Annotated in this window: 18 protein-coding genes; 2 read left to right on the forward strand and 16 right to left on the reverse strand. The window is 33.1% G+C overall.

Annotated features, from left to right (window positions below; all coding sequences use genetic code 11):
• Positions 1-84 precede the first annotated feature (84 nt).
• Positions 85-1,056: a LacI family DNA-binding transcriptional regulator gene (locus AC106K_RS08250; protein WP_482444421.1), complete on the forward strand. Its 972-nt coding sequence runs from the start codon at positions 85-87 to the stop codon at positions 1,054-1,056.
• Between the two features lie 332 nt (positions 1,057-1,388).
• On the opposite strand, the gene AC106K_RS08255 is transcribed toward AC106K_RS08250, so the two are convergent.
• The 4 genes from AC106K_RS08255 to AC106K_RS08270 form a co-directional block, all read right to left on the reverse strand.
• Entirely contained in the window at positions 1,389-2,000 is a 612-nt protein-coding gene (locus tag AC106K_RS08255) for a DUF4142 domain-containing protein (protein ID WP_482444423.1), read from the reverse strand.
• Between the two features lie 38 nt (positions 2,001-2,038).
• Complete coding sequence (locus AC106K_RS08260) at positions 2,039-2,209, reverse strand: lmo0937 family membrane protein (protein ID WP_482444426.1); 171 nt, start codon at positions 2,207-2,209, stop codon at positions 2,039-2,041.
• A gap of 397 nt (positions 2,210-2,606) precedes the next feature.
• Entirely contained in the window at positions 2,607-2,930 is a 324-nt protein-coding gene (locus AC106K_RS08265; protein ID WP_482444427.1) for a helix-turn-helix domain-containing protein, read from the reverse strand.
• Between the two features lie 106 nt (positions 2,931-3,036).
• On the reverse strand, positions 3,037-3,468 hold the full coding sequence (locus tag AC106K_RS08270) for a transposase (RefSeq protein ID WP_482444429.1): 432 nt from the start codon (positions 3,466-3,468) through the stop codon (positions 3,037-3,039).
• A gap of 617 nt (positions 3,469-4,085) precedes the next feature.
• Between AC106K_RS08270 and AC106K_RS08275 the strand changes: the two genes are divergently transcribed.
• A complete protein-coding gene (locus AC106K_RS08275; protein WP_482444431.1) occupies positions 4,086-4,319 on the forward strand; it encodes a hypothetical protein in 234 nt (77 codons plus the stop codon).
• 26 nt (positions 4,320-4,345) lie between these two features.
• On the opposite strand, the gene AC106K_RS08280 is transcribed toward AC106K_RS08275, so the two are convergent.
• The 12 genes from AC106K_RS08280 to AC106K_RS08335 all read right to left on the reverse strand — a co-directional run bounded on the left by AC106K_RS08280 (position 4,346) and on the right by AC106K_RS08335 (position 15,335).
• A complete protein-coding gene (locus AC106K_RS08280) occupies positions 4,346-4,861 on the reverse strand; it encodes a GNAT family N-acetyltransferase (RefSeq protein ID WP_482444433.1) in 516 nt (171 codons plus the stop codon).
• 112 nt (positions 4,862-4,973) lie between these two features.
• Positions 4,974-5,642, reverse strand: a complete 669-nt coding sequence (locus AC106K_RS08285; RefSeq protein WP_482444435.1) for a hypothetical protein — start codon at positions 5,640-5,642, stop codon at positions 4,974-4,976.
• A 156-nt stretch (positions 5,643-5,798) separates the two neighbouring features.
• Positions 5,799-6,428 (reverse strand): hypothetical protein, encoded by a 630-nt coding sequence (locus tag AC106K_RS08290; protein ID WP_482444436.1) that lies wholly within the window; start codon positions 6,426-6,428, stop codon positions 5,799-5,801.
• A gap of 4 nt (positions 6,429-6,432) precedes the next feature.
• The gene (locus AC106K_RS08295; RefSeq protein ID WP_482444438.1) at positions 6,433-6,624 is read right to left on the reverse strand and encodes a hypothetical protein; all 192 of its coding nucleotides are present in this window, start codon (positions 6,622-6,624) and stop codon (positions 6,433-6,435) included.
• 17 nt (positions 6,625-6,641) lie between these two features.
• Positions 6,642-7,016 (reverse strand): hypothetical protein, encoded by a 375-nt coding sequence (locus tag AC106K_RS08300; protein WP_482444440.1) that lies wholly within the window; start codon positions 7,014-7,016, stop codon positions 6,642-6,644.
• Positions 7,017-7,108: 92 nt separating this feature from the next.
• Positions 7,109-8,056, reverse strand: a complete 948-nt coding sequence (locus AC106K_RS08305) for a hypothetical protein (protein ID WP_482444442.1) — start codon at positions 8,054-8,056, stop codon at positions 7,109-7,111.
• Positions 8,046-11,030 carry a hypothetical protein gene (locus AC106K_RS08310; protein ID WP_482444443.1) on the reverse strand — a complete coding sequence of 995 codons (2,985 nt, stop codon included), beginning with the start codon at positions 11,028-11,030 and terminating at the stop codon, positions 8,046-8,048. Before AC106K_RS08310 ends, AC106K_RS08305 begins: the two co-directional genes overlap by 11 nt.
• A gap of 9 nt (positions 11,031-11,039) precedes the next feature.
• Positions 11,040-11,504, reverse strand: a complete 465-nt coding sequence (locus AC106K_RS08315) for a DUF4280 domain-containing protein (RefSeq protein WP_482444445.1) — start codon at positions 11,502-11,504, stop codon at positions 11,040-11,042.
• Between the two features lie 31 nt (positions 11,505-11,535).
• Entirely contained in the window at positions 11,536-12,510 is a 975-nt protein-coding gene (locus AC106K_RS08320) for a hypothetical protein (protein WP_482444447.1), read from the reverse strand.
• 35 nt (positions 12,511-12,545) lie between these two features.
• A complete protein-coding gene (locus AC106K_RS08325) occupies positions 12,546-13,154 on the reverse strand; it encodes a hypothetical protein (protein WP_482444448.1) in 609 nt (202 codons plus the stop codon).
• Between the two features lie 317 nt (positions 13,155-13,471).
• Positions 13,472-13,759, reverse strand: a complete 288-nt coding sequence (locus AC106K_RS08330; protein ID WP_482444450.1) for a hypothetical protein — start codon at positions 13,757-13,759, stop codon at positions 13,472-13,474.
• A gap of 58 nt (positions 13,760-13,817) precedes the next feature.
• Complete coding sequence (locus tag AC106K_RS08335; protein ID WP_482444452.1) at positions 13,818-15,335, reverse strand: hypothetical protein; 1,518 nt, start codon at positions 15,333-15,335, stop codon at positions 13,818-13,820.
• Positions 15,336-15,345 lie beyond the last annotated feature (10 nt).

Raw genomic sequence — 15,345 nt, forward strand, 5'->3', positions numbered from 1 at the left:
AACTCAATTATTTAACAATTATTAACAAAATAAATTAGTATAATTATTCATTATTTCTCCCAATAATTGATGTGAATATTCAAAATGAAAAGAACAACCATAAAAGACCTTGCTGAGATGCTTAACATTAGCGCTTCTACGGTTTCAAGAGCATTGAAAGATCATCCTGATATCAGCAGTTCCGTAAAACTCAAGGTAAAAGAGGCCGCTAAGACTTTTAACTATGTTCCTAATGACTTTGCAATCAGTTTCAGAAAGAAATCTTCTAAAGTGATCGGGCTTATCGTTCCTGAGATCTCTATGTTTTTTCTGCCATCAATCATCAATGGTATTTCATCTGTTCTGAATAAAGAAGGATACCGATTTTTCATCCTATCCTCTAATGATTCTTTTGAGACTGAAAAAGAACATATAGAAACCTGTATTAATTCCAGAGTAGATGGAGTTTTGATCTCTGTGACCAACGAAACAAAGGATATTGAGCATTTAAAAAAATTGAGAGAAATGGAAATATCCACTATAATTTTTGATAAGACCGTAAACCAAGATATTTTTGAATCTGTCACTTTTGATAATGAAAAGAATGCTGAATGGTCTGCAGAAAAGTTGATCGATTACGGATGTCAAAAAATACTGGCAATATTTGGTGATGAAAACTTAGAAATTACCCAAAGCCGACTAATATCTTTCAAAAAAAGAATTGAAGAATCACCTGAAATAGATCTTTGTATCATTTTTTGTAAATCAGCTGATCTGGTAAAGAAAAAATTAGATTTATTACTTGATAATCAATCATTTGATGGTTTCTTTGCTATGAGCGACGAAACACTTATGGGACTTCACAGCTCATTAATAAAAAGGAACCTAAATAATACCAATAAAAAAGTTGTTGTCATAAGCGAAGGAAAACTACCTAAATATCTTGACGAAAATTATGAGTACCTAATCAATGACGGATATGCAATGGGAATATTTGCGGCTAGAAAATTGATGGACACTATCAAAAATTCGTATCCCGATCCTTTAAAAGAATCTACTCAACATTATTATTTATAATTTTTGGGTAGATTTTGAAAAGAGACTTACAAATCCAATTTCTGCTATTTATACTAATATTATTCTTGCTAACTTAATACCACACTTGCAATAGTTAAAATTTTACTTACTTCGACTCAAATGAATCAAGCCCTCGATAAAAGTATTTACAGATGAACTCGCTGAGGCCCATACAACCTAACCGCATCCTTTTTAAAACCCAGAGGTGCCATTTTTATTTACAACAAATTAATTAATGCTTTATTAAAAAAAGAATTCGGGAAAAACATACTTTTTTTAAATATCTTTTTTCCCGAATATAACTTAGAATATGATGATAATTTATAAGGATATTATTTTACTATACCTTTTGCTTTTTCAGATTCTTTCAAATGATGCTCTAAAGTAGGAATTGTCTTCTCTGCAAATGACTTCAATGCAGAGTTAGACCCTTCTGAAGCTTCTTTTTTAAATTCTTTTATATCTTCCTTATGATCATTCACCATAAAATCTGTGTACATTTTATCGAACTCTGCCCCTTTTTTTAACTTCAGCTCATCATATTTTTTTTGCTTTTCAGCATCTAAATTTGTGGGCAGTGTAAGTCCTATTTCTGAAGCCCATTTCATAAGTTCTTTATTAGCATTGGTATGATCAGTAACCATCATTGTTCCTAATTCTTTTACAACGGCATTTCCTCCGTTATCAATGGCAAGTTTACCCATCATCACTTCCATAGTACCACCTCTCGCTGCATTTTCTGCAAATTTCCGATCTTGATCACTGACTAATTTTTGGACATCTTTTGTATTGGACATCGTGATAGAATCAGTAACTGTCATCACAGAGTCTGTAGGTACTGCTACGACCGTAGTGTCCGTAGATTGGCGCTCAATTATTTTTTCCTTTTTTGTGCAGGCCATGACAGCAAAGACTGACAAAAGTGTTAATATTAAATTTTTCATATAATTACATTTTAAGTGATTTTTGAATCCTTGTTAATCTAATCAAGTGGCTTTTTTCCGGTAATAATATTATAAAGAACCACAATAAATGCGATTACCAATAGAACATGTACTAAATATCCTGTACTAATCCTTGGTATGATTCCTAAAATTCCTAAAAGCCATACCACGATACAAATAACTGCTACTAACCATAATAAACTTCTCATAACAAAAAAATTAAAGTTATACAATAAAAATAGTCTTATTACCTATCTCTTGGGACCTCATCTACCCAAAGGTATCTCTTTAAAAATGTTTTATTTATGATTCATGCCATAAACAAAATTCTATTCTTTAATTAGCTTTACACAACCATCATCCATATTTATTTCCAGCATTATTTATGAGGCTGTCTCAAAAGTGAGGCAGTCTTTTTCTTAAAAGTGAAGAAAATCTATATTATTTATAAATTCTGAAATCGAGATGCTATATGTTCTCCATCCAAATATTCATAAATGCTTTCTATTCGTAATAAATCTTCTTTAAAAAAATTCGAGAAATCATCCGTTGGGGCTATTATTTGTATTCATTAACTAAAAAAGGTTTTAAAATTTTTCTTTGTTATTACAAAAAATTTTTCTTCCATTTTGCTACCGTGTTCCGGCTCAATTTAAAGTGCCCAGCCAATTGAGAGTTGTTAAATTGTTGCTGTTTCTGATAATTTAAAATTTCAATAATGTCGGATTTTTTATAAGACCGATGTTTCTGGTTTTCAGACTCTTCTTTTTTGTCGGGGATTCCGAAGATTTTTTTGTTCAACTCAATGATGTCAATGGCGGATAAATTTTGCTTTTCCAACAAAGTTCTGCATTCTTCTTTTTTTTGAGGAAATTTATCTTCCAGAATATCCGCATAAATTGCATGGTAATTAATCGTTAATTTTTCCATAATATTTTACAAACCAAGTCTTTATTAAATTTTAACCGTAAAAATTAGACCTTACCCATTAATTTCTTGTTTTTACAATATACCCATATAATCCCCTCAATTACAATCAGATATTTGAGTTTTTATATTTGCTTACCCATTTGTATAATGTTGTTTTAGGGATTCTGTATCGTTCAATCACTTGGGCTTTCGTCATTCTTCCCGTTACTATCTGCTCAAGTACAAAACTTATAATTTCTTTGGTGTAGATATTTTTGCGAAATTGAGGCAATACTGTCTTTTTTTCTTCTTCTTGTTTTTCGTTGATCGCTGATGGCGCATACAGCATCAAATGATGACTGTAAACCCTGAAGAAATCATACTTTAAAAGTTTGCTCCATTTTAGGAGGATATTGGTCGGAAGATTTTCTTTGAGATACATCTCACAGATGTTTTGATCTGTTTCCTGGAAAAAATTACTGATGCGGGACATCTCTATCTCAAGTTCTGAAACCCTCTTTTCAATCATTTGTCCTATATGAATATCTTTGAAATTCATTTGGTGTTTTTTGTTTTTTCTTAATTATCATCATTTGTAAATTCAGGCCGTTTAGGGCTTTCAACAGGTTATTATCTTTCTTAAAAACTAACTAACATCTCAACCTCAGGTTTGTTGCTGTATAGATCAGACCATATTGAAGTAACAGACTGAATATTTAGTGATGCATAAAGAAATTAACCCTAAAACATTATTAATGTTCTTAATAAGATGTTATAAATTATAAATTTTTAGAATTAATCTTAACATTTGAAAGATTTCCCCTACGTTATACTTCTGCAAAATTATCCTACTTATTTTAGATAAGAAATAATGGATACCTACTATTTTTTTATCCTTATAATTTATATTTTATCTTTTTCAGGATTGTATAAACAGAGACACTTCTGGCGTTTATCAGTAGTAATATGGATCTTAGATACATCACTTAACCCTATCTGGAGTAATTCTATCTATCTCCAGAATCTAAATACCCATCAATACTTTCTATTGGTAATAAATCTTCTTAAAAAAATTGGGAAATGATCCGTTGGGGCTATTTTAAAAATCTTTAGCTTACGATGAAGGGGTTTATGAGGATAATTCCGATATTTGCGTCTGAATTTGAATGAATATTAATGGAAGAATTTGAAGTCCCGGTAACTTATAAAGGTAAAGAATACATTTTCAACGGCCGACTGGCCACATTCACGTATGGCTACAAATTTTATGTAGATGTAGATGGTATCGAAGTGGTTTTTGAGCGGGATGATGAAGGAAATTTGCGGGCAATGCTTCCTGAGAACACCTCTGAAAAAGCGATAGAAAAAGGACTTATCGAAGCTATTATTGAGGTATTTAATGCTCTTTAAATCTACCTTTTTTAAGTTATTCTGATCTATTCAATACTTTTCTGGATTTTAAAGATGAGACTATTTTTTTGATTCGGAATATCATTCAGTTCATCAAATAGTTCTAAGCCACATTTTTCAAGCACTTTTATAGAAGCCAGATTATCAGGTCTTACTACGGCAAAAATCTGATCCTGTCCCAATTCTTCGAATCCATACTGAATGGTATGCATTCCTATTTCTGTAGCATATCCTTTATTCCAGAAATCTTTGTCTATACGGTATCCCAGGTTAAGTTTTACCACATGCCCATATAACCGATAGTTTAAGCCTCCGAAACCTATCACCCAATCAGGGTTCTCTTTTTCAGAAATTGCCCAAAATCCGAACTGATGTTCTCTCCAGTGGTCTGTTAAAGCATCAAAAGTACTTTTTGCTTTCTCAAAACTCATCGCTCCATAGGGATTGTAAAGGTTGGTTTGGGGATCAGCATTGATTTCAAAATATCGTTGAAAATCGTCCTGGTCCGGAGTTTTAAACATTAATCTATCAGTATATTTCATTGGAAAGAGAATTTTACTCTTCTAAATATATGACAATTAGTGAGATGATATTTTTATTTAATGTTAATTTTTTTTTATCAATACAAATATTTTCAGAGAAAAAATAGCTGACTTAGCTCTTTTGAAGTTTTTTCTTTTTTACTTTTTTCTTCTTCTTAAACTGCTCTCGCAGCATATTAATATAACCTGTCATAAAAAGGATACAGCCCGCTACAATGGAAATATGAATCCAGAAACGGCTTGAGAAATCATTCTTCAGGTAGTAATTATAAGCAGAATTTCCAAAGAAATACCCTGCTCCAATAACGAGAAGAGGAATGACAATATAAAAAACACTGATCATCCCAAAAACCTGAAGATGACGGATCTGGGAGGTAAGGGCATAATCCGTAATCCCAACTAAAATAAGGATTCCAAAGAAAACAAATAATAATTCTCCTACCATCAGCATCGATTTCACATCGGTAATCAGCCTTACCTCATCATTGCCTTCATTGACCACTATTTTCACTTTTTCCTGCAGCTTTGGAGCCATTGAATATTGAAATCCAGTATCAACAATGGCTTTAGTTTGATGTCCTGCGTGATTAGCGTAAGTAACAACGGGATAATACAGAGCTCCTTTATTACGTCTGTTTTTCTCCATTTTATAATCTACCACAATAGCGTCCCGGCTATCTGAGAATATATGATCTCCGGCTGTATGAGCCAGATACACCGTTACCGATACCACTAAGATGACCACCTGATAAAAGATAAAACCTACCATTACAATAATCATAGGTTTAAATATGTTTTTAACGCGCTTTTCCCCGGTCCACCATCTGTAAGAAAGAAACAGTATAAAAAGCACCGTAATAATGCTTATGTAGATCGATTGATATTCTTTAATGTGGGCTCCGAACATATTATTTACAGTTTTATTTCATAATCCATTTCAAACAGATATATTCCGATAGCGGGTTGAATAATAAATTAATATTATAAAAAATAAATTATATACTGCATTGATTAGATACCCATAATTATATCCTTCAGTAAAAAATTCAGAATTGAAAGAATGTCCTGAAATGCTGACTACTATACTTATTACCAAAAGACCTAGCCAAAAAATTATAAAACTCCCTGTATTTCCCTTCAGATTATTTATCACTTTTTTATCTTTTATAGAGTATGAATAGATATAATTAGGCAACCATGAAGCTACAGTAAATACCATAGCAAGATTGTATGATATGAAAAAAAGAAATAAAGTAAACACTGATAACGCACAAAAAAAGTAAATAGCTGCAAACCTATTTTTACTCTCTTTCTCATTTTCTTTATAGATAAACAATGGAATGTTCATGAGCAATAAAAAAAACATCACCCAAAAATTGAAGAATGAAAATTTTTCTACACTTTTGTTTTCAAAGAACATATACATATTAAAGATAGCCCATAGGAGATTAATTCCTATCTGCATAAGTGCAGAACGGGTCAAAGGCATTATTTTCCTTTTATTTTCCTGGTATTGTTCATGAACTTTTTTGAGTTCTTCTTGCAGCTCTTTATTTTTATTAAACATGTACTTATCTGATAATTTGCAGGCTTTGTGATCCTTTTGGAATGTATAAAAGCATATCTATAAATGTCTTTCTGTTCATCCCGGATTTATCAATGTCATCATACCCCAGTAAAGATTCTCCCCTGCTGAAATTATCCTGGCTATAGCAGGACGAAAATAAAAACAGACAGGTAAATAATAATGAAAACGAACGCATGATATGATTGTTGAAAACTAATTTTTGATAAAACTCACAAGCCCAAACAAAATAATTAATATACTTATTATCAGAAAAATGATTTTCTCAGTGGTAAATCCTTCACTAACGCCATGGTCCCTATCATAATACACCATAACCTCAGCCTTAGGAATCTCTTTATTGACGCTACTACTTTTATCTGTGAACTTAATATTATGATTATTGTGGCTAAATTGAAGAACAGGATAGTACACATAAGTAAATCTTTTGCTCTTCACACTATCAACACCAATGATATTTGCTTTTACTTTGGTTCCATAGATGATAGGCAAAGAAGATTTATATATTCCATATAATAAATAAACGCCTATTATCAGAAGTATAATTCCAAAAATGTTTTTTAGCTTCATTGAATATACTGTGGGCTAAATCATGTTTTTGTTAATACTGGATGGATAGTCATATTTTATAGAAAGCTACAGAAAAGGCGGTTATGCACATATTATTTTCGGATAATAACAAACTCACTACTTCCTTCCGGTAAATATAATTTTACGGGATAAAAGCTCACTCCCTTAATTTTACCGTTCCTTATAAGTGGGCTTCTTCCCTTTGCATCAATTTCTTTTTTGTTCATTTCTTTTGTATGGCTTATTCTTTCTAAAGCAACTAATTTTCCATTACCGTAGATCTTCATCATATAGTCTTCCAAAGGAGCCATTCTTCCTTTTCTTTCTGAAATCTCACTTTTCTCTTGTTGAACTGACTCCATTAACTCATTTTTTGAATAATAATGAAATACCAAGGTTTCTTGTCTTCTATGATCTGTTAACTCTTCCCATTTACTACCTTCCCCCTCATTCAATACATTCCATAATTTCTGATAATAGTCAACAACTTTTTCCTGTAATTTTTTTTGATCCATCTTACTTAGGTCCTGTCCTTTACTCCATCCCTCTAATTCATAGGGAACCTCAACTGTAAATTTTCCAGTTACTTCATAAAATGGGACTGGTTTATCAATTTTAGGAATAGGAAAACTTTCTAAATATTTATACGTATCTGGCATAGCGCCTTCTCCTACCGGTATTTTTTCATATCTGGCCAAGCCTACTTTCAGAAAAGATAACGTTCCAGGCCCAATCCCATTTTCTTCTCCTACTGTAGGGTAAACTTTTATTCTAAAATTATAAGTCCCACTTTTTAAAACTGCCTGGTTAATATTAATAAGAGTGTTATGCATGCCCGGATCATTACTCTGTTCTACCAAAACATCATTTACATAAGCTTCATAAGGTCCCGGAATAGCAACGTCTAGTCCATAAACTATTCTTTTATCATTCTTATATTTATATTCTTTAAGTTCCATTGTTTCTTTTTTATCTTGTTTTTGACATTGCACCATTAATAATGGCAATAACGCAGCAAATAATAATATTTTACTTTTCATCTTTATGGGGATTTTCTACAATTTGCGCTTTAAACAGCGGTATTTCTATTTTAAAACCGCTGAGTATAGGTACAGGCTCGGGATCTTTTTCCGGTTGATCTGGCTCATTTTCTTCTTCATCTTCTTTTTCTTCTTTAAGAACAAATTTAGTCTTAACAATACCTTCTACACCTTCAAACTCAAAAGTTAAGAATTCTTTTTTATCTGAGACATAATATATTTTAAATTTTGCCGTAGCAGAAGCGGAAATAGAGGCTTCACCCTTTACATCTAAAAACTGTGCTTTTATACTTCCACCAGCTTCTAGACTAATGGACAAAGGAGACTCTATTTGTAAATGTCCACCTGTGAACCCATCTATTGTATGATAGCTCATTCCTTTAATAACATCAATATCCAGCTGAGTAGTAGCAACCAGATCAAAATAGTATTCAGCTTCCAATGTACCTAACTTTAGGAAACTTAAAGCATCACCTACTTTATTAACAGCAGCAACCGCTTTATCCAATCCTTTCACAACCTGACCAACATATGGAATAAACTGTGCCACAAACAATAGATCTAATCTACCTGTAACTCCCACCAAAGGAAGAGCCCCAAATTTAAATTGATAATTGACTCCTACTAAATTAGGACTTTTCTGACTCTGTTTATAGCTCCAGGTTACACCCCCTGTAAATTTAGGTGGTGTAACCTCAAGACGAACAGGAAAACCACCTCCTTTTAGCCTTTTATCTTTTTTTGAGCCGGAAGCCCCTTTCGTTTCCGGCATATTTTTCTTTTTTTTCTCCTGTCTCTGCTTTTGTTTAGCCTGATACTCAGCTTTATTTTTTTCTTTTTGTGCTAGAGTTTGTGGAATCTTGTTCCCACTTTCATCAAATTTCTCTCCTTCTTCAATCTGTTTCATCTGATCTCCCTGCAGATAAGAATCTATGGTATCGTACATGTACATTACATTCTCAATAATATCCTGTAATGTTTTCAGAGTTGTCAGTTCTATTGTCGTAGGATCTCCCTCTCCAAACTTATATTCAGCACCTATAGAAACTTTATATTTTTCCCGAAAATTATCTTTTTTGACTTGATTGTCTACGTCCTGTTTAAAGTTTTCTTTTATCCTTTTATTATGATCTTTTTTGGCAGCCTTTGTGCCATCTTTCTTCTTACCTTTATAGTCTCTTTTTCTATAGTTTTTAGTTTGAGTAACATATAAATATTCACTTTCATCTACACCCAAGTGTGCATTAAAAGTATACTCCAGTTCGGGATATACCTTAATTGCAAGAGGATGTTGAAAACGACATGTTGTAAACTGTAAACCATAATTTATTGGTTGTGCACTAGGAAGCCAGGCATAATCCATTGCCAGCTGTGCTGAAGGTTTCGGATAGCTGACATCAAATGAAATATCATCCTCAGTCTTTTTCAATTTTTTATAATGACTCTCTGGATTTTTTAAAGTAATAACTTTTCCGGTATGATATTCTATTATATTATGATATGTACATTCTTTGGTATTAAGATCTGGCAAATAGATATAAAGATTTTTTTCTTTATCATTTGCAATAATTTCCAGAAGCAATTCGCGATCAATCTGTGACGTTTTTCTTTTAAATACGGGGTATTCTGTAGTATCTAAAAAGGCTGTAATCGTATCATAGCCGCATAGATTAAAGTGTTGCATATTCGTCTCCACCTGGCTGACAACCACTACCTGGTTTGAGTTGGATTCCTCTACTTTTATTTCATCTGTTGCATTTTTATCAACTTTTAATATACAATCCTGTAGAATTTTTTTCTTACCAGGTATGGAATCATGATATACCACAGGATAGATTTCCAGAGATTCTCCGCCCATAGTCTGCCATAGTGGATCTATAAATACTACGAACCTACACTTCTGTATGTTGATTTTTCTCGCAGGAATGCCATCGTATTTGTTACCATCATCCTCTACAAGAAGACCTTTTTTGGCAATGGATGGTGCTTTTTTTGCTTCATGTACAGAAACAGCTCTTTCAAAATAGGTTCCCTGTTTTGATATATCTTCGTTTGTTCTTTCTTCAACTTTATTATTAAGATATTCTACAGCATAAAGATCATCATCAGCATTGGTAAGCCCCAAAGTAATCAGTCTTATTACCTTGTCTTTATCTTTTAACTGTACTTTTATATTATTTCCATATAATGCACTGGTATAGACATTCAGATATACCGATGATCCGAATTTCAATGTTTTGGTAATCACATTATTGTCAGCATCCTCCCATTGTGCAAGCATTACATCAGGCTTCTCACCTTTCGCATTAATAATGACTCCATTCGGATATTTACCCTTAGGTTTTGTACCACTCCAAAACGGCTCCAGATATACAGCTCCTCCACCTTCTAAAAATTCGTCAAAGGTAAATTTCATAGCAGTAGTCCCCATCGTAACGGCTTCGTTGAAGCTTTCTGCAGTAAGCTCAGGTCTTCGATCTCCTATGAGCTGTTGTACCCATCGTACAGAGTCGTAATCAGCTTTAATAACAGCTAAATCATCATCATATTTCTTATTGATCACTTTAACAGCCTCATTATTATCATTGTTAATTTTTGTTCTTTTCTTATCACGGGCTGCGATTCCTTCTTCCCGTTTTTTTACATTGGCATCATAAGTCTCAGCTTTTACTTTACCTGCATTGTAGTCATTATAGTTCTTAAGGATAAAATCAAAGCTTTCCTTTTCTTCTTTTTCTACATCACTGATCTTTTTTGCATGGTTTTTCTTAGCAGCATTTAAATCTTTTTCTTTCTGCTGATCTAAAACATCTTTTCTATCCTTATATTCTTTTATATAAACATTGAAGCTTTCTGCTTTCCTGAGTTCCAGCCAGCCAATATCCTTATGAAATACTTGCCCGGAGTTAGTTTCTATATATATATGCAGCGGAGCATTGTCTTTATTTTCCGTAGTTTCTTTTGCGTTTTCCATGACAATGTATTAGTTGATTGGAATATACTTTTTAACCTTACTTTTTATATTCACAAATGGTAACAATTCAGACAGAACTTCCTTATCCGCATTTTTCACATTCTGAGCAGAAGCTTCAGCGGTCTGCCCGTGATTAGTGATCGTAATACAATCCGGTCCTCCGACAGGGCAAGTAGCTTTACTGTCTTCCAACAAAGCTTTTCCATTATTATCCTGCAGCGTGATCTTTTCATAATAGCCGCTCCATTGGGTGACTACTGCCTGGCAGGGATTATTATTCATTTTCTTGCAGGAGCCGAAAGTATTTTTCTCGAAAGTGGGTCCTATGTCTACATGGGTGGCCATCAGTTTTTTGCCGCCATCCTTCTCATTGATGTAGCGTTTGCTTTGCGTTTTTACAGCAAGTTTATCAGGAGTTGTCCCAAATTTGCATTGGCAGGTCGCTCCTTGGCAAACTAAATGTTTCTCACTCATAGTAATATTGTGTTTTTTTGGTTTTTATATTTTACTGTTCATACAACTGAAAATCGATTTTGTATTCAGTATTTTTTTCAAAAGTTGAGCAATAGCCAGTGATTGAAAATATTTCTTTTGTCTCTTTATTCAGTTTGTACAGAAGATCTATCTGTCCTTTAGGATTGTTTTTATTAAATAGGTTTTCTTCTTCAGAACCCGTTATTTTTAAGGCTATTTTATTCCCTCTTGTATATTCTCTGCTCAACGCAAACTCAGTTTCATATCCAACTTCCTGCGATAATCCTGAAAAGTAGATCTGTAGAAAATCTTTTTTCAAAAATTGAGGATACCCTTTGTAAATTGGCAGAAAAAAGAGTTTATAAAATATATTTCTGTCAAACAGATCTTTTTTCAGATTAAGATCGGTATAGGCAATATCCATCTGCTGTAGGATCTGATCTGTTATTTCAGACTGATAATATTCTTTCAGCTTTGGAAAACTATCCTTTTTCCAACGATTCGCTATCTGCTCATGATTGACCACTTTGTCAAGGCTTCCATTTTTTCCAACTGCAATCTGCAGCGGATATAAAACCTGTTCTGCTTTTTCAAACAGCTGTTCTATGATTTTATCAATTTCCTGATTGTTTACGTATGTTTTTTCCTTAACAAGTTCAACATAAGATGCCGTTCTTCTTACCCTTATTTTATAATGAATCTGTAGATCTTTAGGCTGAAATTTGATGATAACCCCATATATTTTTTCACTAGAGTGCACGGGCAGCTCTAATGAGGCACTTTTCAATAATTTATGATCCCGGATCTTAAACTTATCTGAAGGAATATAAATGTATTCCACATATTTAGGCAGAGACAGGGTCAATAATTCCTGAAGACTACAGTATTTATTATGAAAATCAACCAATTCTTCCGGAGTCAGTTCATATTCCCCGGAAAGTTGTGTAAGGTTCAGAATTCCTTCTACTTTTACTTTTGTATATTCTTGTCTTGCAGGATCTTTCATTTTAATTATAAAGAAATAACATTCAACCGGAAATCTTAAAACTTTTCTAAATCGGAAAAACTTAAATCCTGAATTTTTGGCAATGCATTAATCTTTATCTCTTTTTTCCTTTTGTTTAAGATTTCATCAGAACCTAATTCTTGCTGAAACTCTATTTTCGTTCTGGCGATTAAGTCAATTTTTGTTTCAAAGGTTGTATTTTTCCCATTCCAGAATACTCTTGATATTTTAACCAGTTCAAAATTATTTTTGTTCAGTCTGAACTCATAGCTGCTTTTACGGTCATTAATATTGGTAAGCATTTTTAATGTACCGTCTTCAATAAAAAGCCCTGGAATCGGATTGCCATTATATTCTCCTTTTTTATTGGCCGGGTATTGGCTTTCGATCAGTTTTGTGGAAGAAACCGCCAGATGAAGTTTCTTATCCTGTTGGGAGAGGAATATCTGTACTCTTAACGGTCTGGTATCATCTTTCACATCCATTTCTACCACAATCTTATCATTACGTTTATCGTTATTTAAATCCCCCTCTTCTTCTTGTACCTGAGCTGTATAATTGTCTTTATTAGCTACTTTTTGTGAATACAAACTAGTGTTTGCCAAGAAAAGAAATACAACAATGGATGATGATACTTTTTTCATATTTCTTTTTTTATTGATCAATAAAAGATTAGCTATTAGAAGATTATTTAGCCAAAGGATTACCTATTTTTTGATAATTCTTATAAGTTATTTTTTTAACCTCTCTTACTATTCAATTATTTTTTTGTTTTCATAGTCTGATTTAGACTCATATCCTATTTTCAGATTTACTTTACCAGAACTTATAAGCTCTTCCAGAGTTTTAATATCAGGATGCTTATCCTTCTGTACCCATGATAAACACAGCACTGCAACATTTCATATTATTAAATATCGTTTTAAATGCTTTTGATATATCATCATTCCCAAAGTAGATTTTATTTATATTTATCGATCCACATAATAATATAACAAATCAATGTAAAGACAATAACAATAGCAGAAATAGATACCGGGACCCACCAAAGACTCTGCTTCTCCGTTGCATTGAAATAAAAGAAATAAGACAAGATCAGGATAATAATATTAGCCGCTGCCAGAATGTTCAGCTCAATAAATGCTGCCGGAATCTGCGTACTGCCATATTTATAAGTATAGTATAAATGACCTAAACTGATCAGTTGTATTGCTATTATAATAATAGGAAATATTTGTAATTTATTCATTGTTAATATTTAGTATTAAAAAACACAATTAAGTTTTTACTTTTTGTATTTCTACAGTCTATGCTGCCTTCTTTTTAAACTGATCTAAAGTTCCACCAGCTTTCACCCCTCCTCTTCCTTGAACCAGAGGATAAACTGTATTTCTTAAATAATTTTCCAATGCCGGGAAGTAGATATCCACCTTTCCGCCATGTTTTTTGCTTTCTTTATAAAACGTTAATATCCAAACTGATGCAAGCATAGCATCTTTAGCTCCTTTTGAGTCTCCATCCTTATCAGATTCCCCATGTTTACTCGAATCTTGAACATCATACCCCTGAAACTGGATAATGTTATTTTTCTGATCCCGCACAACATGGGATAATGAATAAGAGTCCTGAACCATGTGCAACATTTTGCCAATATGGAATAATCCGTCATCTCCAGGTGTTTCAAAGCCTTTTTTAAACCATTTTTTTGCCTGATCCACAATCAGTTCTATAACCTGTTGGTTCGTATTATTTCCTGCCGGTGCCATAGAATGCCAGAACTGTTTTGATCCATTATGAGATTCATATGCCATGGTTCCCTTTTTTTCAAGGTTTTTCCATGTCGCATAGTAGCAGGTTTCAATAGAATCTTCATTTGCACATGGTACATCTGGCCATGCGCAGCCTTCATCCAACCTATAGTCATAAACCACACCAGCTACTTTAGCAGCTTGTTTCGTAATATCTTCATGTACAGCCCCACCACCTCTGATCTTAAAGAATTCAACAGTTACTTTTTCACCTGATTTCAGAGTCACAATACCATGATCATCCTCTTTTTCCAGCATATACAATAAGTCACGAGCCTTCATCTCCGTATTCGGATTTTCGTATAATACCTTTGGTTTGAACTCACGGGTACTTCCGTCCTTCGAACGTATTTTTACACTGGCAAATTCAAAACTTTTTGTCAGGGCTTCATTAAATCGGATAAAGTCGGCTGTAAAAAGAACACCTTCATCATCTGGTGCATCTCCACCAATAGAGTCATACTTATTCCTTAGCATATCATCAATATAATGTCCGATTTCTTCCATCACCACTCTGAAAAGCAACCATGATTTCTTCGGATCTTTCTCCGACTCTAAAATTAAATTTTCATTAATATAGATTGTCCCTTCATGATAATAACCACCATGATAATTGGATAGCTTTCGATCAACCTCATATTTTGGATAAGGTAAACTCTTGTTCAGAAGATCCTGCATTAAAGCCTTTGCTGCTTTATGTCGGATATCATCTCCAAACATACTTTTGATCCCTGCTACAAACGGCTTGGATGTTTTATAGTTGAAAATCCTCGTTTCATCAAGATAAGGTATTTTTAACTCCTGATCATTATGCATATAAAGCTCCGATTCAAAGGTAATCACCTCTTCATTATTTTCTGTAGCAGGAATTTCAGGTTCACCATAGATTACTCCATTTTCCTTACCAATCTGAATTACTTTGGAGCCAATATTCTCTATACTTTCTTTGGAATATATTTTATAATTGCCACCAATCTTTTTTGTAATATTTCCTTTTACAATTCTCGTTCTGCTCATCTTCTAAGGT

The sequence above is a fragment of the Chryseobacterium sp. FR048 genome (assembly GCF_056844665.1).